The 19,443-nt window shown below is 44.6% G+C and carries 17 protein-coding genes; 16 read left to right on the plus strand and 1 reads right to left on the minus strand.

Annotation, left to right across the window (positions count from 1 at the left end; translation table 11 throughout):
• Genes uppS through tilS form a run of 13 tightly spaced genes read left to right on the plus strand, consistent with a single transcriptional unit; the run spans nucleotide 1 to nucleotide 16,049 of the window.
• Entirely contained in the window at nucleotides 1–732 is a 732-nt protein-coding gene (uppS, locus tag K1M91_RS04895; RefSeq protein WP_232800435.1) for a polyprenyl diphosphate synthase, read from the plus strand.
• 4 nt (nucleotides 733–736) lie between these two features.
• Nucleotides 737–1,585: a phosphatidate cytidylyltransferase gene (locus tag K1M91_RS04900; protein WP_232800436.1), complete on the plus strand. Its 849-nt coding sequence runs from the start codon at nucleotides 737–739 to the stop codon at nucleotides 1,583–1,585.
• 6 nt (nucleotides 1,586–1,591) lie between these two features.
• A complete protein-coding gene (gene ispC / locus K1M91_RS04905; protein WP_232800585.1) occupies nucleotides 1,592–2,788 on the plus strand; it encodes a 1-deoxy-D-xylulose-5-phosphate reductoisomerase in 1,197 nt (398 codons plus the stop codon).
• A 2-nt stretch (nucleotides 2,789–2,790) separates the two neighbouring features.
• Nucleotides 2,791–4,146 carry a sigma E protease regulator RseP gene (gene rseP, locus K1M91_RS04910; protein ID WP_232800437.1) on the plus strand — a complete coding sequence of 452 codons (1,356 nt, stop codon included), beginning with the start codon at nucleotides 2,791–2,793 and terminating at the stop codon, nucleotides 4,144–4,146.
• A 25-nt stretch (nucleotides 4,147–4,171) separates the two neighbouring features.
• Nucleotides 4,172–6,601: an outer membrane protein assembly factor BamA gene (gene bamA, locus K1M91_RS04915; protein ID WP_232800438.1), complete on the plus strand. Its 2,430-nt coding sequence runs from the start codon at nucleotides 4,172–4,174 to the stop codon at nucleotides 6,599–6,601.
• A 20-nt stretch (nucleotides 6,602–6,621) separates the two neighbouring features.
• A complete protein-coding gene (locus tag K1M91_RS04920) occupies nucleotides 6,622–7,137 on the plus strand; it encodes an OmpH family outer membrane protein (protein WP_232800439.1) in 516 nt (171 codons plus the stop codon).
• A 2-nt stretch (nucleotides 7,138–7,139) separates the two neighbouring features.
• Complete coding sequence (gene lpxD, locus K1M91_RS04925; protein ID WP_232800440.1) at nucleotides 7,140–8,180, plus strand: UDP-3-O-(3-hydroxymyristoyl)glucosamine N-acyltransferase; 1,041 nt, start codon at nucleotides 7,140–7,142, stop codon at nucleotides 8,178–8,180.
• A gap of 3 nt (nucleotides 8,181–8,183) precedes the next feature.
• A complete protein-coding gene (gene fabZ / locus K1M91_RS04930; protein WP_232800441.1) occupies nucleotides 8,184–8,636 on the plus strand; it encodes a 3-hydroxyacyl-ACP dehydratase FabZ in 453 nt (150 codons plus the stop codon).
• The gene (gene lpxA, locus K1M91_RS04935) at nucleotides 8,637–9,425 is read left to right on the plus strand and encodes an acyl-ACP--UDP-N-acetylglucosamine O-acyltransferase (protein WP_232800442.1); all 789 of its coding nucleotides are present in this window, start codon (nucleotides 8,637–8,639) and stop codon (nucleotides 9,423–9,425) included.
• Between the two features lies 1 nt (nucleotide 9,426).
• The gene (gene lpxB, locus K1M91_RS04940) at nucleotides 9,427–10,575 is read left to right on the plus strand and encodes a lipid-A-disaccharide synthase (RefSeq protein ID WP_232800443.1); all 1,149 of its coding nucleotides are present in this window, start codon (nucleotides 9,427–9,429) and stop codon (nucleotides 10,573–10,575) included.
• A 39-nt stretch (nucleotides 10,576–10,614) separates the two neighbouring features.
• Nucleotides 10,615–11,211 (plus strand): ribonuclease HII, encoded by a 597-nt coding sequence (rnhB, locus tag K1M91_RS04945; RefSeq protein ID WP_232800444.1) that lies wholly within the window; start codon nucleotides 10,615–10,617, stop codon nucleotides 11,209–11,211.
• Between the two features lie 3 nt (nucleotides 11,212–11,214).
• Nucleotides 11,215–14,700, plus strand: a complete 3,486-nt coding sequence (gene dnaE, locus K1M91_RS04950; RefSeq protein ID WP_232800445.1) for a DNA polymerase III subunit alpha — start codon at nucleotides 11,215–11,217, stop codon at nucleotides 14,698–14,700.
• Nucleotides 14,700–16,049 (plus strand): tRNA lysidine(34) synthetase TilS, encoded by a 1,350-nt coding sequence (gene tilS / locus K1M91_RS04955; RefSeq protein ID WP_232800446.1) that lies wholly within the window; start codon nucleotides 14,700–14,702, stop codon nucleotides 16,047–16,049. The genes dnaE and tilS overlap by 1 nt, the downstream gene beginning before the upstream one ends.
• A gap of 337 nt (nucleotides 16,050–16,386) precedes the next feature.
• Here tilS and K1M91_RS04960 read toward each other — a convergent pair whose 3' ends face one another.
• Nucleotides 16,387–16,713, minus strand: coding sequence for a hypothetical protein (locus K1M91_RS04960; protein WP_232800447.1), 327 nt, complete (start codon nucleotides 16,711–16,713; stop codon nucleotides 16,387–16,389).
• A gap of 241 nt (nucleotides 16,714–16,954) precedes the next feature.
• Here K1M91_RS04960 and K1M91_RS04965 point away from each other — a divergent pair, with 241 nt between their 5' ends.
• From K1M91_RS04965 to K1M91_RS04975, 3 genes are all read left to right on the plus strand, one after another.
• On the plus strand, nucleotides 16,955–17,842 hold the full coding sequence (locus K1M91_RS04965; RefSeq protein ID WP_232800448.1) for an IS982 family transposase: 888 nt from the start codon (nucleotides 16,955–16,957) through the stop codon (nucleotides 17,840–17,842).
• Between the two features lie 314 nt (nucleotides 17,843–18,156).
• Nucleotides 18,157–19,092, plus strand: coding sequence for a hypothetical protein (locus K1M91_RS04970; protein ID WP_232800449.1), 936 nt, complete (start codon nucleotides 18,157–18,159; stop codon nucleotides 19,090–19,092).
• A gap of 57 nt (nucleotides 19,093–19,149) precedes the next feature.
• Nucleotides 19,150–19,329 carry a hypothetical protein gene (locus K1M91_RS04975; protein ID WP_232800588.1) on the plus strand — a complete coding sequence of 60 codons (180 nt, stop codon included), beginning with the start codon at nucleotides 19,150–19,152 and terminating at the stop codon, nucleotides 19,327–19,329.
• Nucleotides 19,330–19,443: the final 114 nt, after the last annotated feature.

A 19,443-nucleotide genomic window follows, 5' to 3' on the forward strand; every position in this document is an offset into this window, starting at 1 on the left:
ATGAATGTCGTTCCTCAACACGTTGCAATTATCATGGACGGTAATGGGCGCTGGGCAGAGCAAAAAGGCAAAATTCGTGTTTTTGGTCATCAAGCCGGTGTTAAATCTGTAAGACGTTGTGTATCGTTTGCCACGCAAAATAAAATTAAAACCTTGACCCTGTTTGCGTTTAGTAGTGAAAACTGGAAACGGCCGCCTGCTGAAGTTTCAACACTCATGGAATTGTTTTTCACGGTACTTAATCGTGAAGTAAAAAAATTACATAAAAATAATATTTGTCTACGCATTATTGGTGATTTGAGTGCTTTTTCACCGCGCCTACAAGAAAAAATAAAACAAGCTCAACAGCTTACTAAAGATAACTCAGGTCTAATCTTAAATATTGCGGCAAACTATGGTGGCCGTTGGCACATCGCGCAAGCGGCACAGGCATTGTCGGGTAAGGTGCTAGCGGGCGACATTAAAGTAGCGGACGTCACCGAACAGACGCTAGATAATGAAATTAAAAAACTGCCATTAACAGACGTCGATTTAATGATTCGCACAGGCGGTGAGCAACGCATTAGTAACTTTTTACTCTGGCAGCTGACATATGCAGAGCTGTACTTTACTGATACACTTTGGCCAGATTTTAACGAAGATAGCTTTGCTTTGGCATTGTCTAGTTTCGGTAACAGGGAACGACGCTTTGGCCATACCAGTGCTCAAGTGCAAGCATTAAAACAAGGGTAGCTTTTTGTTAAAACAACGAATTATTACGGCCGGTGTGTTAGCTCCAATGACCATAGCCGCCATTTTTTTACTTCCTTTAAAACTATTTTCTTTACTGGTTGCTGCCATTTTTTTGTTAGCTTCTCGTGAATGGGGAAGCCTCGTCTCTCGTGAAAAACGAGCATTTATCCTCTATCCATTTGGCTTGGTGTTGGGCGCTTCCTTAATCGCTATTCCGGTCGAGGGGATTTGGCTGACGCAGATAAACCATTATGTCTTAGGTATATTAAGTGCTGGAGGTTTATGGTGGTTATGCTGTTTAGCGTTGGTGCTCACTTTCCCTAACAGTGCAAAACTATGGCAAAGCCAAGCTTGGCTAAAAGGAATATTTGGTCTGCTGACCTTAATGCCGTTTTTTTGGTCGTTATTAACGTTGCGCAGTGTTAACTTCTATCACGAGCCGCAGCAAGGCGCGTGGCTGGTGCTTTTCGTTATGTTATTGGTTTGGGGCGCCGATACCGGCGCTTATTTTACGGGTAAATCCTTGGGTAAGCATAAATTGGCACCTAAGGTAAGCCCCGGCAAGACCATTGAAGGCTTTGTTGGTGGTTTGATATCAACGGTGATCATTGCTTTTATTGCTATGTATGCTTTTGCAATTGAAGCTGACAAACAACTTTTGTTTATCGTTGCGGCTGTTATTACCAGCTTGGCATCAAGCCTAGGTGATTTGAGTGAAAGTATGTTCAAACGTCAAGCGGGCATTAAAGACAGTGGAACATTGTTGCCGGGTCATGGTGGCGTGCTTGATCGCATCGATAGTTTAACGGCCGCGTTGCCGGTGTTTACCCTTTGTTATATTGCTTGGTTGTAATTTGTGATGAAAAAACTGGCTATTCTTGGCGCAACAGGCTCTATTGGTAGCAGCACTTTAGCTGTTTACGCTGAAAACATTGAAACGATGTCGCTGACTTTGTTGAGTGCGTGGCGTAACGTCGACAAGATGGTTGAGATATGTCGCCTTTATCAAGTTCCTTTCGCTTTTATGTCATGCCCTAGCGCGAATACACAGCTGAAACAGCAGTTGCAGCAAGATGTAACTCAAGTCTTAGTTGACCAAGCTGAATTTGAAGCATGTATCGCTGGTGTTGAAGTTGATGCTGTTATGGCCGCTATTGTTGGCGCGGCCGGTCTTGCACCGACCTTAGCTGCGGTGAATGCTGGTAAACAAGTGTTCCTAGCTAATAAAGAAGCCTTAGTGATGTCTGGGGCGCTATTTATGGACGCGGCGCAACGCAGTGGTGCGCAAGTGCTACCCGTTGACAGTGAGCATAATGCCATTTTTCAGTGTTTACCGCCTGAATGCCAAGGAGCTATTGGTCACTGTAACCTCAAACAAAGTGGTATTTCACAACTGATATTAACGGGCTCCGGTGGACCATTTTTAACCACACCTGTTAGTGAATTCAAGCACCTTACTCCAGCACAAGCAGTCAATCACCCAAACTGGTCAATGGGGCCAAAAATTTCAGTTGATTCGGCTACGATGATGAATAAGGGCTTAGAGTACATTGAAGCGAAGCGCCTGTTTAATACCGAAAAATCTGATATTCAAGTGTTGATACACCCGCAATCCGTGATCCACTCGATGGTGCAGTACATCGATGGTTCTGTATTAGCGCAGATGGGGCTACCAGATATGCGCACCCCCATTGCTCATGTCATGCAATATCCTGAACGTATTCAAAGTGGGGTTGCTCCCCTTGATTTTACACAAACTAGTCAGTTGACTTTTGCTGCGCCAGATTTTGAACGTTATCCCTGCCTTAAACTTGCAATTGAAGCTTGTTACGCAGGGCAAGGTGCTACCACTTTACTCAATGCCGCAAATGAAATTGCGGTAGAGGCTTTTTTACAACACAAAATTCGTTTTGACCAAATCGCATCAATATCCGCGGATGTGTTATCCATGTTTGCTAATAGCCACGCTTCATCAATTGAAGAGGTGATGGCCCTAGATGGTTTAGCACGTAATAAGGCATTGAGTTTAGTTGCAACAAGGGTGAGGCAAGCTTAGCCATGATAGACTTTTTCTGGAATACGGCCTCTTTTATTATTGCGTTGGGAATTCTCGTGACCATCCACGAATTTGGTCACTTCTTGGTCGCAAGGCGCTGTGGCGTTAAAGTGCAGCGCTTTTCTGTTGGATTTGGTCCGTCTCTATATACCCGAACGGCACAAGATGGCACTGAGTACACTCTTGCTGCAATCCCTTTGGGTGGATATGTCAAAATGCTCGACAGCCGTTTAGAGAAAGTGCAAGAGCAAGATTTGCACTTAGCGTTCAATTGTCAATCGGTTTGGAAGCGCATTGCAATAGTGGCCGCAGGACCGGCTGCCAATTTTATTTTGGCCATCATCGCTTTTTGGCTTGTGTTTATGCTTGGCACCACCACTGTTAAACCTATGGTGCCCGAGGTTGAGGTTAACTCACCAATAGCGGCTGCTGGCCTTGAAACCCCTTTTGAAGTGATCGCTATTGGTGATACTAAAACACCTGATTGGCAAGAAGTGAATCTAGCGTTGGCTGGCTACATTGGGGATGAGGAACTGACTCTTTCTTATATCGGCCCTGCGAGCAATCAAGTTAAGCAAGTGGTCATTGACTTAAGTCAATGGCAGTTTGATCCCAAAAAAGTATCACCTATTGAGAGCTTAGGCTTCAAACCCTATCGGCCAACAGTCCACTTAGAAGTCGCGCAAATAACACCTAACTCTGCCGCCGAGCAAGCGGGGTTAGCTGTTGGCGATAAATTTATTAGTGCTAATGGTAACGCGCTGCAGAATTGGCAGCAATGGGTAGAGGAGATCCGTACGCACCCAGCTCAAGTTATGGCTATTGAAGTGTTAAGGGATAATCAGACACTATCACTTAATATCACACCTCAGGTGAGGAAAGATGAGTTAGGTAATGAAATTGGTCATATTGGCGTTTCGCCTCTTGTTGATTCATACCCTAGAGAATATATTATTACCACCCAGTATGGCCCCGTTGATTCCCTTACTCGGGGGATTGAGAAAACTTGGCACCTGACAGCATTAACCTTTGACACCTTAGGTAAGCTAATTACAGGTACTATTTCTATCAATAACTTAAGTGGGCCGGTCTCTATTGCAAAAGGCGCGGGTGCTAGTGCAAGCTATGGATTAGTCTATTTTTTGGGTTTTGTCGCATTAATCAGTGTAAATTTAGGTTTAATCAACTTATTTCCGCTTCCGGTACTTGATGGCGGCCACTTGCTTTATTACTGTATAGAGCTTATTAGTGGTAAGCCCGTCCCTGAACGGATCCAAGAAATCGGTTTTAGAATAGGTGGCGCTTTTATTTTACTCTTGATGAGCGTCGCGCTGCTCAACGACTTCAACCTGTTATAGGGCATAAAGGACAAATAATAACAAGATGGCTAAACGCAGATTCTTAACCCCAAGCTTATTAATGGGCGCATGTTTATTCTCACATTCGGTGATAGCTGAATCATTTACTGTTGAAGACATTAAAATTGAAGGGCTACAACGTGTAACCCTCGGTGCTGCGCTGTTAAATCTACCAATACGAGTTGGTGATGATGTCGATTCTTTCGCTCTATCTCAGGCAGTTAAGTCACTTTACGGTTCAGGTAATTTTGAAGATGTAAAAGTATATCGTGATAATGGTCAACTCATTATTCAGGTAATTGAGCGTCCAACGATCAGTAATATTGAGCTTTCGGGCAATAAAGCAATTAAAGAAGAGCAGCTACAAGAGAGTTTAAAGGCTTCTGGTGTCCGGATTGGTGAAGCGCTGGACCGAACTTCTCTCGCAAATATAGAAAAAAGCCTAGAAGACTTTTATCACAGCGTGGGTAAATACGGTGCAAAAGTAACCGCTATTGCAACGCCTTTGCCACGTAATCGTGTTGATTTGAAGTTCAACTTTATCGAAGGACGCAGTGCAGCGATCCAACAAATAAATATTGTTGGTAACACTGTTTTTAGTGAAGAAGACTTATTAAAACAGCTTGAACTAACTGACAGTGCGCCTTGGTGGAACTTTCTTGCCGACAATAAATATCAGAAGCCAAAGCTAGCGGGTGATTTAGAAACATTACGCAGCTACTACCTTGACCGCGGCTATATTCGCGTTAACCTGGATGCAACCCAAGTGGCGATGACACCTGATCGTAAAGGTATCTATATTACGGTTAACTTGGATGAAGGTGAAAAGTACACAGTTAAAAATGTTGCTTTGACTGGTAACTTGCTAGGTAAAGAAGAGGATATTACGCAGATAGTTGCATTGGCAGCGGGTAATACTTATTCCGGTGCCGATGTCACAGCAGCGGAAGAGTCAATTAGTAAGTACCTAGGTCGTCATGGTTATGCCTATCCTAAGGTAACCACTTATCCAGAAGTTAACGATGATGATAAGACCGTTTCATTAACCATTGCTGTTGACCCTGGACAACGTATTTATGTTCGTCGCATTAATATCAGTGGTAACCAAGAAACTAAAGATGTGGTGCTAAGGCGTGAAATACGTCAAATGGAAGGAACTTGGTTATCAAGTGAAAATATTGAGTTATCGCGTGGCCGTCTAAATCGATTAGGTTACTTTGAAACCGTTGGCATTAATACCAACCGCGTTCCAGGTCGTGAAGATCTTGTTGATGTTGACATTCAAGTGAAAGAACAAGCTGCGGGCACTGTCAATGCCGGTATTGGTTATGGCACTGAGTCGGGCATTAGCTTACAGGCTGGTGTGCAGCAGAATAACTTTTTAGGCACAGGTAATGTGGTAGGCATTAACACATCGTTAAATGACTACTCAAAGAGTATTGACTTAAACTTTACCGACCCGTACTTCACCCGTGATGGAGTGAGTGCTGGTGGGCGTATTTTTTACAGCCAATTTGAGGCAGGTAAAGCCAACATTGTTGACTATAACAATACCACTTATGGCATCAGGGGCGAATTAGGTTTCCCTGTTGATGAGTTCAATCGCTTAAATTTTGGTATAGGACTAGAGCGCAATGAAATTTCCCAGCTAAAGGCTTACTCGCAAGTTCAGCAATTTTGGAACATCTATAAAAGCCAACTAAAAAAAGATGGCACAGTGGCATTTGATACACTCGATTTTACCGCAAGTTGGACACGTAATACCCTTGACCGAGGCCAGTTTGCAACTTCTGGTTCGTACCAATCTTTATTTGGTAAGGTAACGGTGCCAAGCTCTGATTTACAATACTTTAAAATTAACTACGAAATACGAAATTATTACCGTATTAGCGGTGATGGCAGTTGGTCTTTTCTTACTCGTGGTACAGCTGGGTACGGTAATGGTTATGGAAATGTTGATAAAAACGATCAAATACTGCCTTTTTTTGAAAACTTCTATTCGGGTGGCTTTAGCACTATACGTGGCTTCACCAGTAACACAGTAGGCCCCAAAGCATTGCATCTGCTTAACCAAGGGGGGAACAATGGTGTTGTTGCTACCGATGACTCGGTGGGTGGCAATGCCGTTTATACCTTGAGTACTGAGTTAATTATGCCGACGCCATTTTTAGATGAAGCTTATACTCGTCAAGTTCGAACCAGCTTTTTTATTGATGCTGGCGAAACTTGGGATACCGAGTTTAACTCTAATTGGGCCAATACCAGTTATTGTGCACAAAACTGTGATTACTTAGGTGATTACTCTAAACCGGGACGTATTCGTGTTTCTGCCGGTGTTCAAGTCCAGTGGTTGTCTCCAATGGGACCACTTGTTTTTACCCTAGCTCAACCATTAAAAGAGTATGCCGGTGACAGGACCGAAGTATTCTCCTTTAATATCGGGCGAACATTCTAATTTTTGATAGGAGTTATCCATTGAAACAGTTAATTAAAGCGGTAAGTTTAAGTTTAGCCTTAGTGGCAGGGTCATTTTCTAGCGCGGCATTAGCTGCTGAAAAAATCGCTGTGGTTTTTCCTGCAGAAATTTTCCAGCAGTTGCCACAGAAAGATCAAATCATTGAAAAGCTTAAAAAAGAATTTCAACCACGTATCAACGAAATGAAATCGTTAGAAAACAAAATTAAAGCAAAGCAAGAGAAAGAAAAGCGCGATGCTGAATTGATGTCTAATGACAATAAAACCAAGTTGTCACGTGAAATCCAAAGCTTAGTTTCTGAATATCAGTTAAAACTTAAAGCTTTCGAGGAAGATAATCGTCGTCGTCAAGGCGAAGAGCAAAACAAAATGCGTGAAAAAGTAGTGAAAGCAATTGATGCTGTAGCGAAACGTGAAGGTTACGATCTCGTGCTTAACGGTGAAGCGGCTATTTTCGCTAAGCCAAGCTTAGATATTTCAAAGAAAGTGATTGCTGAAATTGGTAAGAGTAACTAAGCGTGTCGCAAATTACTTTAGCTGAGCTAGCTGATAAAATTGGCGCAAAGTGTCATGGTAATGGCACTTTAGTTATCAATAAAGTTGCCTCTCTTGGTCATGCTGGCCCTAATGAAATAGCTTTTTTTTCTGACGCTAAGTATCTAGATGCCCTTAATGCCAGCAAGGCTGGAGCGGTCATTCTCCCTGAGCAAGCTTTAGAGGTTTACACTGGTAATGCCTTGGTAATGGCCAATCCTTACCTTGGTTTTGCGCTAGCAGCTCAGGTACTTGATACCACTCCAGCACCCGCTTCTGGTATCGCGCCGAGTGCGGTCATCGATTCAACTGCTCAGCTTGGTAATGGTGTTTGCGTTGGTGCTAATGTCGTGATCGAAGCAGGGGCTGTTATAGGTGATAATACCGAAATTGGTCCGGGCACATTTATCGGTAAAGAAGCAAAAATTGGCCCTAATGGCCGAATTTGGGCTAATGTTTCTATTTACCATCGTGTTGAAATTGGGGCCGAGTGTGTTATTCAAAGTGGAGCTGTTATCGGCTCAGATGGTTTTGGTAATGCTCCGGATAAAGGTCGCTGGGTTAAAATACCGCAGCTAGGTACCGTTATTATTGGTGATCGTGTCCGCATTGGCGCAAACACTTGTGTTGATCGTGGTGCGCTTGATAACACCATTATTGCCGATGGCGTCGTAATCGATAATCTTTGTCAAATTGCACATAATTGTGAGATTGGTGAGAATACCGCGATTGCAGGCGCAGCTACCTTTGCGGGGAGCCTAAAAATCGGCAAAAATTGTATGGTTGGCGGGGCGTCTGTGGTGAATGGTCACATGGAAATTTGTGACAATGTGATCATTACCGGCATGGGCATGGTGATGCGACCCATTGATAAACCTGGCGTGTACTCTTCAGGCATACCACTGCAATCAAACAAAGAATGGCGTAAAACAGCAGCCAGAACACTGCGTATCGATGATATGCATAAACGAATTAATAAACTAGAAAAACAGCTGGCAGCAGCTGCAAGTAGCGCTAAGGAATAACTTTTGAGCAACGAATTAAACCAGCTTCAAATCAAAGAGATAATGGATTTTCTGCCACACAGATACCCATTTTTATTGGTTGATCGTGTCTTAGATTACAAAAAAGGTGAAACGTTACACGGCATAAAAAATGTCTCTTTTAACGAGCCTCAATTTACTGGCCATTTTCCCAATACACCGGTTTTTCCAGGTGTAATGATCTTAGAAGCGATGGCTCAAGCAACGGGTATTCTGGCGTTTGCTACACACGGCAAGCCTAAAGATAACGAGCTTTACTTTTTAGCATCGATTGATAACGCTCGTTTTAGAAAGCCTGTCGTGCCGGGTGATCGTTTAGAGTTATTTGTTGATTACCTCAAGGAACGTCGAGGTATGGGGAAATTTAGCTGCGTAGCCAAAGTGGATGGTGAAGTGGTTTGTAGCGCCGATATAATGTGTGCGAGACGAGAGATTTAAATGACGCAACCAACGGTAAAAATTCACCCAACCGCTATTATTGATGAAACGGCGGTGCTTGCATCTGGCGTTGAAGTTGGCCCTTATTCCATTATTGGCGCGAATGTTGAAATTGGTGAAAATACTTGGGTTGGTCCTCATGTTGTCATCAAAGGCCATACAAAAATAGGTAAAAACAACAAGTTTTTCCAATTTGGCAGCATCGGCGAAGATTGTCAGGATTTAAAGTACGCAGGCGAGGAAACCTATCTTGAAATAGGAGATAACAATACTTTCCGTGAAAGCTGTACTATTCATCGTGGCACGACTCAAGATCAAAGCCTTACTAAAATTGGCAGCCATTGTTTATTCATGGTCAATGCCCACGTTGCTCACGACTGTATTATTGGCGATCATTGTATTTTAGCTAATAACGCCACCCTAGCGGGTCACGTTGAACTTGGCAATAACGTGGTTTTTGGTGGCATGTCGGCTATTCACCAGTTTAGTAAAATTGGTGAACATGCCATGATTGGCGGCTGCTCTGCTGTTAACAAAGACGTGCCTCCTTATGTCATGGCCAGTGGTAACTATGCCGAAGCCCATGGTATTAACTCAGTTGGCTTAAAGCGTCGTGGTTTTAGCAGCGCGCAAATCATGTCTATCAAACGTGCATTTAAAATTATTTGCCGCAATGGCAATACCCTTGAAGAAGCAAAAGCATTATTAGAGGACATGGTGAAAGAGTCACCTGAAGTGAAGCCGATGCTTGATTTTATCAGCTCTAATACCCGAGGCATTGTTCGTTAATATGAGCCAACCGTTACGTGTTGGCATTATCGCTGGAGAAGTCTCCGGCGATATACTTGCCGCAGGCCTAATCAAATCCCTTCGTTTACGCTACCCTGATTTAATTGTTGAAGGCATTGCCGGCCCTGAAATGGTTGAGCAGGGCTGTAATGCATTGTTTAGCATGGAAGAGTTATCCGTCATGGGGTTTGTGGAAGTGCTTGGCAAACTAAAACGTATTTTGCATGTACGTAAAGCCATTACTGAGCATTTTATTGCCAATCCTCCCGACATTTTTATTGGTGTTGACGCGCCTGACTTTAATTTAACCGTAGAGTTAAAATTAAAGCAGCAAGGCATTAAAACCATACATTATGTTAGCCCGTCGGTGTGGGCTTGGAAGCAATGGCGCATTCATAAAATTGCTAAGGCAACCAACCTTGTCTTAGCATTTTTACCGTTCGAAAAAGCTTTTTACGACAAATTTAATGTGCCTTGTAAGTTTGTCGGTCACACCCTAGCCGAGCGTTTACCGCTAATCCCTGAGCAACAAAAAAATAAAGCCGAATTGGGGCTAGATCTCAGCCAGCCTTATTTAGCCATGCTACCCGGCAGTCGTCACGCTGAAATTGAATTGCTCAGTCCATTTTTTCTGCAAGCGGCCGTTGCGTTAAAACAGCGGCATCCTGCATTGCAATTTGTTGTCCCTATGGTCAATGCCAAACGCCGTGCCCAGTTTGAGCAATTTCATCAACAACTGGCGCCGGACTTACCGATTACCATTGTCGATGGTAAGGCGAGCAGCGTATTACAAGCGGCAGACTACGTGCTGTTGGCATCAGGTACCGCGTCCCTTGAAGCCATGCTGGCTAAGTGTCCTATGGTGGTGGCGTATCGCGTTAATTGGATCACTTATCGTATTGCCAAAGCACTGGTAAAAAGTAAATACGCATCTTTGCCAAATTTATTACATGACGGGCCATTAGTGGCTGAGCTATTGCAATACGATTGCACCGTTGAAAATATTGTCAGCGAATTAGATAAGTTGATTGGTAAAGATAACAGCGCACTAATTGAACGCTTCACCGAGTTGCACCAGCAAATCCGCTGCAATGCCGATGAAAAAGCGGCAGATGCTGTGATTGAGGTCTTAGCGAGCAAGTCTAACTAGCGTATAATCTCCGGCTCATCAATTGGCAGGGGAAGTATCATGGATCCAGTAGTCTATCCAGAAAATAAAATTATTGCGGGCGTTGACGAAGTAGGACGTGGTCCATTAGTGGGCGATGTTGTTACGGCCGCAGTTATTTTAGATCCCAACCATCCCATTGTTGGATTAGCCGACTCAAAAAAGCTCACGGAAAAAAAACGTTTGGCGCTATTTGATGAAATCAAACAAAAAGCGCTTGCGGTTTCTATTGGTCGTGCGACACCCGCTGAAATCGACGACATCAACATTCTTCACGCCACTATGTTAGCAATGCAACGTGCGGTGGCGGGGTTAAGTATTACACCTGAATATGTGTTTATTGACGGTAACCGTTGTCCTCAGCTCGATATGCCCGCCGAAGCCGTTGTTAAAGGCGACGCGCGAGTGGCAGAAATCAGTGCCGCATCCATTATTGCCAAGGTGACTCGCGATGCGGAAATGGCTGAGCTGGATTTGCAATATCCTCAGTTTGGCTTTGTTAATCACAAAGGTTATCCTACTAAAGCGCATTTTGCCGCTTTAGCGGAGCATGGCATTACACCGTTTCATCGAAAATCATTTAAGCCAGTCCAGAACATTATTAACCAGCAGGATTAAACCATGGCCGATCCCAAGTTTGTCCACCTCAGGGTGCACAGTGATTACTCGATGGTTGATGGCTTAGCCAAAGTTAAGCCCATTGTCAGTCGCGCACAAGAATACCAAATGCCGGCCATAGCCATTACCGATCAAACTAACATGTGTGGTTTGGTAAAATTCTACGGCGCCGCCCATGATGCAGGGATCAAGCCGATTATTGGTGCCGAGTTTTGGGTGCAAAGTGATGAGCTAGGCGATGAGCAGTTTCGCATGACAGCGTTGGCAATGAACAACGCCGGTTATAAAAATGTCACTCTGCTTATTTCAAAAGCTTATTTGCGTGGCCATGTGCAAGGTCGGCCGATCATCGACAAGCAATGGCTGGTTGAGCATAACGAAGGCGTGATTATTTTATCTGGCGGCCGCATGGGTGACGTTGGCAAAGTGTTACTTAAAGGTAATAAAAGCTTGACCCAGCGTTGTGTTGATTTTTATAAAACTCATTTCCCTGATCGCTATTTTCTTGAATTATTGCGCACCGAACGCCCCGATGAAGAAGCATACCTGCACATGGCGGTGGAGTTGGCGCAGCAAGTCGATTTACCCGTCGTGGCCACCAATGAAGTTGTCATTTTAGATAAAGACAAATTTGACGCCCATGAAATTCGTGTGGCAATCCATGATGGTTATACCCTGATGGATAAAAACCGCCCGAAGCTTTACAGCCCTGAGCAATATCTGAAAACCGAAGACGAAATGTGTGAGCTGTTTTCCGATATTCCTGAAGCGCTGCAAAATTCGGTAGAAATCGCTAAACGCTGTAATGTGACTGTGCGACTAGGCGAGTACTTTCTACCTGATTTCCCCACCGGCGGTCTGCCGATTGAAGAATACTTTTGTAAGGTTTCGTGGGAGGGCTTAGAAGAGCGGCTGGATTTCCTGTTTGATAAAAACAGTCCCGATTTTGCCGAAAAGCGCAAACCTTATGACGAGCGTTTGCAAATAGAGCTCGACGTGATTAACCAAATGGGGTTCCCCGGTTATTTCTTGATCGTCATGGAGTTTATCCAGTGGAGTAAGGATAACAATATTCCAGTAGGGCCGGGTCGGGGTTCAGGTGCAGGATCGTTGGTGGCCTACGCACAAAAGATCACCGATCTTGACCCACTTGAATTTGACTTGCTGTTCGAACGCTTTCTCAACCCTGAGCGTGTTTCGATGCCGGATTTCGATATCGACTTTTGTATGGACCGACGTGATGAAGTAATCGATCACGTAGCTGAGTTGTATGGCCGTGATGCGGTATCGCAAATTATCACCTTTGGTACCATGGCGGCCAAGGCCGTAATTCGCGATGTAGGGCGAGTGCTCGGTCATCCTTATGGTTTTGTTGACCGGATTTCAAAATTAATTCCACCTGATCCCGGTATGACTTTGGCCAAGGCGTTTGATGTTGAGCCTAAGCTACAAGAAACCTATGACGCCGATGAAGAAGTGCGTGACTTGATTGACATGTGTCGGATCCTTGAAGGTTGTACTCGTAATGCGGGTAAGCACGCGGGTGGCGTGGTGATTTCACCGACCACCATTACCGATTTTGCGCCGTTGTATTGTGATGCAGAAGGTAAATTCCCCGTTACTCAGTTTGATAAAAACGATGTGGAATACGCAGGCCTAGTAAAATTCGACTTTTTGGGTCTACGCACCTTAACCATCGTGCAATGGGCGCTCGATATGGCCAATGCCCATAAAGCGCAGCGCGGTGAGGACCCGATTGATATCGCCCGTATTCCGGTGGATTGCCCGGCGTGTTTTAGGTTGTTGCAAAACTCTGAAACCACCGCGGTGTTCCAGCTGGAATCGCGCGGCATGAAAGACCTAATTAAGCGCCTGCAGCCGGACTGTTTTGAAGACATGATCGCGCTAGTGGCACTGTTTCGTCCCGGTCCTTTGCAATCAGGCATGGTTGATAACTTTATCGAACGTAAACACGGCCGTGAAGAGGTTTCTTACCCTGATTCTACTTGGCAACATGAATCACTCAAACCTATTCTAGAGCCAACCTACGGCATCATCTTATACCAAGAGCAAGTGATGCAAATTGCTCAGGTGTTAGCGGGTTATACCCTCGGTGGTGCTGATATGTTACGTCGCGCTATGGGTAAAAAGAAACCCGAAGAAATGGCCAAACAACGCGCTGGCTTTGAAGCGGGCGCGGTCAAAAATGGTATCGATGGCGAACTCGCCATGAAGATATTCGATTTGGTAGAGAAGTTCGCTGGCTACGGTTTTAACAAGTCGCACTCGGCGGCTTATGCACTGGTTTCTTATCAAACCCTGTGGATGAAAACCCATTATCCGGCCTATTTTATGGCGGCGGTAATGTCGGCCGATATGGATAACACCGACAAGATAGTCACCTTAGTGGATGAATGTGAGCGCATGGGCATGCCCCTTGCGCCACCGGATGTGAATAAAGGCTTATACAAGTTTAACGTTGATGAAACGGGCACCACTATCATCTACGGCATTGGTGCGGTTAAAGGGGTAGGTGAAGGCCCGATTGAAGCCATTATTGCTGCGCGTGATAGCGGCGGTCCATTTCGTGATTTATTTGATTTTTGTGCCCGTGTTGACCTTAAAAAAGTTAACCGCCGTGTGTTAGAAAAACTGATTTTATCAGGGGCGATGGATCAACTTGGCCCACACCGCGCGGCGCTGATGGCAACCTTGCCTGATGCGATGCAAGCGGCAGCACAACACGCAGCAGCTGAAGCCCATGGTCAAACGGACTTGTTTGGTGTACTGACCACCGAGCAAGACGAAATTGAGCATGCCTTTGCGAGTGTGCCTTTGTGGCCAGATAAGGTGTGGTTAGAAGGTGAAAAAGATACGCTTGGCCTTTATTTAACAGGGCACCCGATTAATCAATACTTAGGTGAACTGCGTCATTATACCTCTGGTCGACTAAAAGATATGGTACCGACCGATCGCCATAAAAATACCACTGCCGCAGGTCTAGTGATCGCGACGAGAGTGATGATGACCAAAAAAGGCAAGAAAATGGGTTTGCTAACCCTTGATGATAAAAGTGCGCGACTGGAAGTGATGTTGTTTTCGGACGCCTTTGACCAATATGAGTCGCTGATCGCCAAAGACAAAATTTTGGTAGTGAGCGGTCAAGTCAGTCATGATGATTTCTCTGGTGGTTTAAAGCTTACCGCGCGCGAGGTATTGGACTTATCAGAAGCGCGAGAAAAGCATGCCAAAGGCTTACACTTGCAGCTTAAGCAGTCACAAATCAATAAAGACTTTTTCCCGAGATTTACCGATACCCTTGCGCCCTTCAGCGGCGGTATTTGCCCAGTGACTATCAGCTATGAAAGTGAGTCGGCCACTGCTGATTTGACCTTAGGCACCCAGTGGCGGGTAACACCAGCGGATGAGTTGATGGATCAGCTGGACTTATTATTGGGGCCAAAAAATACCAAGTTGGTGTTTCACTAATGACTCAAGGTTTATCACTATTAAGCCATTCGGTGTATCGGCAAGTGGCGCAGCAATGCGCTGCTTTCCCAAATAACCAGCGAGTATTGGGCTTAAGTGGTGGCTTAGACTCGGTTGCTTTATTGCATTTATTACATCAGTTGCGTGAGGTTGAGCATTTTGAGCTTAAGGCGATTTATGTTCATCATGGCTTGAGTCAATACGCCGACGATTGGCTTACTTTTTGCCAGCAGCTTTGCCAACATCTACATATTGACTTTGTCTCAGAGCGCGTCGACCTTGGTGATGTGAAAGGCGAAAGCATTGAAGCACTGGCGCGTAAAGCGCGCTATCAAGCCTTTGCAAAGCATTTGCCCATTGGTGGTCAATTACTCACCGCGCAGCATCAAAATGACCAAGTCGAAAGCTTTTTACTGGCTGCCAAACGTGGCAGCGGCGTAAAGGGCTTAAGTGGCATGCCGATGATAAAAGCGTTTCAACACGGCACCCATTTGCGCCCTTTGCTTAATGTGCCTCGTGATGCACTAGCAGCGCTTGCTGAGCAAATGAATTGGACTTGGATTGAAGACGACAGCAATAGCAATAGCCAATTTGATCGTAACTTTTTACGGCTAAATGTGATACCTGCATTAGTTGAACGTTGGCCGAGCGCTGTGAGCGCCATTAGCCGTAGCGCGCGTTTGTGCGGAGAGCAGCAAGCCTTACTCGATGAACTGTTGACGGATGACTTGAATCAATGTCTTAGGGCGGACTTGGCCTTTAACATTGCTGGCGTGACCACTTATAGTGAGCAGCGCCAGTTAGCCCTGCTGCGGTTATGGATTGCCAAGCAACATCAATACGCACCCTCAGAAGTGCGGCTAAAAGAAATATGGCACAACGTCGCATTGGCACGCGCCGATGCGCAGCCGATGCTCTGTTTTAAACACTACCAAATCCGCCGCTTCTTAGGCCATCTCTACCTCACGCCAGGGCAGGGCGCGGAGTTTGACCAAACTAGCACCGCGCCGCTGTTGTTAGATCAGGTGAACACCTTGCCTTGTGGTAAAACCTTAACCCTAAGCTCAACCAACCAAGGCGCGCGGATAACAATGCCGAACACTGAGCTTACCGTTGGTTATCAACTCGCGGGTAGCACTAAGCTTACCCCCGCAGGTCGCCACGGCTCGCGCAGTTATAAAAAGCTCCTGCAAGAGTATCAAGTGCCACCATGGCTACGCGATAGTATTCCGATAATCTTTGCTGGTAAGGAAGTGGTTGCCGTGGGCGATTTATTTATTTGCCAGCAGTGGTTCGCGCGAGGGAGTGAAGTTGGGTTTGAAATCAAACTAACCGATAACCGGTGTTGATGACGCGACAAACTTAATAAAAATGTTACGAGATAAGTGGGATTTTTATTACCATCCAAGCACTTTTGGTATAACCGCTTTAAGTATGCCCCTGTAGGCTTAGCCTTTGTATCCCCTGAAAAAGACATGTTACGGCGAAGAGTCGGCAACTCCCATCGCAATAACATAACGCCTAGAAATTCTATCAAATAGATGAGTGACTGTTGTTCTAGAATGCTTGAAGTCGCTGACTCCCTTAGCTGATAACTCTAAATAGTTTTTTGGCTGTAAAATTGTCTTTAATGGGCACATATTCAACGAAGTATTCGCTGTCTTTGACTTTGGTCTGCGCGCCTTGTCAGTTAATAAACATGTCTGGCTCACCGTTTGCGAGGTTTTGTTGGGTATAGACAGCTTGAACCTCAAAATCATCGGCTTGAGAAACGGGAATGATCACCTTGCCCTTGCTGTTAACTTGGGCGGTGATGTCCGGATCGCTGGCTTGTGTTGGCAGTGTGAGGGCAAAGTCATCACGATGTTGCTCAAACAGACTTACCGATATTTTTTCGTTTAAGCCACAACGAAACTTTCTGACTAGCACGTTAAATTGGGTGCGTAAACTGACGTAAACGCAGTCGACCAGCTCAGCGTTTCTTTGGCTGAAGGTGAAATAGAGCTCATCCATTTTGCCGTGGTAATGATCAGCCCATGATTAAGGCTTGCTTGATAGCTCGCATTAGGGGCGGATTACGCCAGTACAGGCAAGCTTAATATGGTGACAAATAGGCAGAATAACTGGCGTTGAATCACTTGCGATCCTTTTAGATTAGTTAACCTGAACTCGGGATAAAAATAGAAATGAACTAAAAGCTGGTTCTGCGATCAGATCTTTCGACCAAGAGAGAACAATCGCAAGGGAACCAGCTATGCATAAACTAGTAGACTTATTCTGTCATGTCGATGACTTTTGTCAGGCTTTTTTACCTCAATGGCAAAAACTTCAACTTGAAAACGGTGATCGTAAGCGGAACCGTAAAGGACGCATGTCTGAAAGTGAAATAATGACCATTATTATTGCTTTTCATATGTCACATCAACGTGATTTTAAGAACTTCTATCTCGGTATAATCCACCGGTATCACAAAAATGAATTTCCTACTTTACTGAGCTACACACGTTTTCTTGAAGTTATGCCGTCAGTGCTCGTTCCTTTAAGCTCCTTTTTCACTCATGTGAAAGGAACGCCTACAGGTATTGAGTTTGTTGACTCTACCAGTATTAAAGTCTGCCATAACTTACGTATCCCAAGACACAAAGTATTCAAAGGGACGGCTGCAAGAGGTAAAGGTACGATGGGTTGGTTTTACGGCTTTAAACTTCACATCATCACGAATCACCTTGGTGACATTGTTGCAGCCAAACTGACGCCAGCAAATACTGATGATATGAAGCCTGTTCGAGAATTATCAAAGGGGCTATTCGACAAGCTTTATGCTGATAAAGGCTATATCAGTAAAGCGCCCACTGAAGATTTAAAAGAAGATGGGATTACGCTGATAACAACGCATCGAAAAAATATGAAGCCAAAAGTCATAGCTGCTTGGGATCGAGCAATGTTGTCAAAGCGGTTCATTATCGAGACGATAAACGACCAACTGAAGAACATATCTCAGATTGAACATTCTCGTCATCGTAGCTTACACGGGTTCATGCTGAACTTGCTAGGAGGCTTAATCGCTTACTGTTTAAAACCAGAAAAGCCATCACTCAACATCACAAATACTGAAAAGTCTGGGTTGATGGCAATGGCTTAAACCGATCTCAGGTTAGTTAGGGCCAGACTTGTGGCTCGATAGTGTGCCGCTAAGACATTAGCCAACACAACAAGTAGGTAAGCTGCTAATTCAATGTGTTAGCTCGCGATAATAGGTATTTATGGATTTTATTGTCAATAATGTTGGGTTAGAATGCTTCATCTTTTTGTGACTTTTGCGGTTTGCACTTAAGTCTATTTCTTTTGTTGAACAAAATAAGCGTTATCCATAGCCGCGATTGAATTTGCATCGGTCATATTTGTTTCAACTTAACGTTCCCACGACTTACTGTATTTAGCTTCTGGAGCCCAGACATGCAACAAGACTATTACGCGTTATCGGCGTATGAATACCAGTACTGGAAAACCACGCCAATGCCTGAGCCTCATTATTTAAAAGGCAGCTTTGTATTGGTATTTGGGGAGTATGAGCAAGTCTTGCCATCCTCCTACCTTAAAGGACTGCATGCTTCTTTGAAAGATGAGGCTATAGTTGAAGATGATGGCTTATTTCAATTTAATCATCAGTGTATTCGAACCGTGACGGGGGGCAGGGCTTGGTTGGGGATCTTGTGTCAATTTGGCGGAATGCTAATGGCGATAGGTGGCATTGTTTTTATTATTGGAAATCTTCTTATATCAATGTTTTTAGCCTTTCATAGTGTAAGTAAAGCTATTGATAGTATATTTGTCCTGATGCCTTTGTCTCTTAGTTTATTGTTCGGTGGCGTGCTCTTATTATTACTAGTTCGCCTCCCCCCCCCGTATTCGGACTATATTTTTGGTAAAGCTGGCCCATCATTAGAGCTTAATCGTCAAACAGGGATGATCACCTTTTGGCTCTATGGTTGGTTAACAGGCCGATTAAAATCCAAACAAAGCTATAACTTCATGGAATTTATCCCTTACTTACAGCCTCTTGTCAGCCCAACCCCGACCTCGGCTGGCTGCAATATCATTTTTGTGCATAAGGATGACATGTCCCTTCAATTTAGCAGCGTTGGCTTGGCTAACTTTTCCAGCATTGCCGATGGGCTAGCGTGGTGGGACTTTATTCAGTGTTACATGGATGTCGCCCAGCCGCTGCCCAATTCGCCCACGTTAGAAGTATGCCGCCATTTAGACCCAACATCAGCCAAGTATGACTTAGCTATTGGACGCGACCCCCGTTATTGGCGCGATATGAGCGAGCAAGAGTACCAATGGGCAGAGCAGGCCATGGCTGAAAAAATTAACCGGATCTATTGCTGATGTCGTTGGTTTTCCGTCTTTGTCTAATTAACGTAAATAAGCAGCTTAAGGCCTCCCATGTCAGTTGAAAATAATGTGTACGCCGACACCGCCTATCGCGGCAGTCAATGTCCTAGTGTCAATGAAATATACCAAGCCAATCTGCTTGAACATTTACTGATAGACAGCCAGCTTACTTGGCATAATCAATATACCTACAAGAGCCCGATTAATTGGCAGTTTCCTAGGGTCTGTTGATCTTTCGTGATTATTTTTGCAGCGAATTGTTGGGTATTTATACAAGGCAGCGCTTTTGTGGTGTAGCTAGCTACACGAAAAGGCGATAACGCAGTAGAAATACCCAACAAACGC

The sequence above is a fragment of the Motilimonas sp. E26 genome (assembly GCF_021278025.1).
Classification (GTDB): domain Bacteria; phylum Pseudomonadota; class Gammaproteobacteria; order Enterobacterales; family CBDFNC01; genus Motilimonas.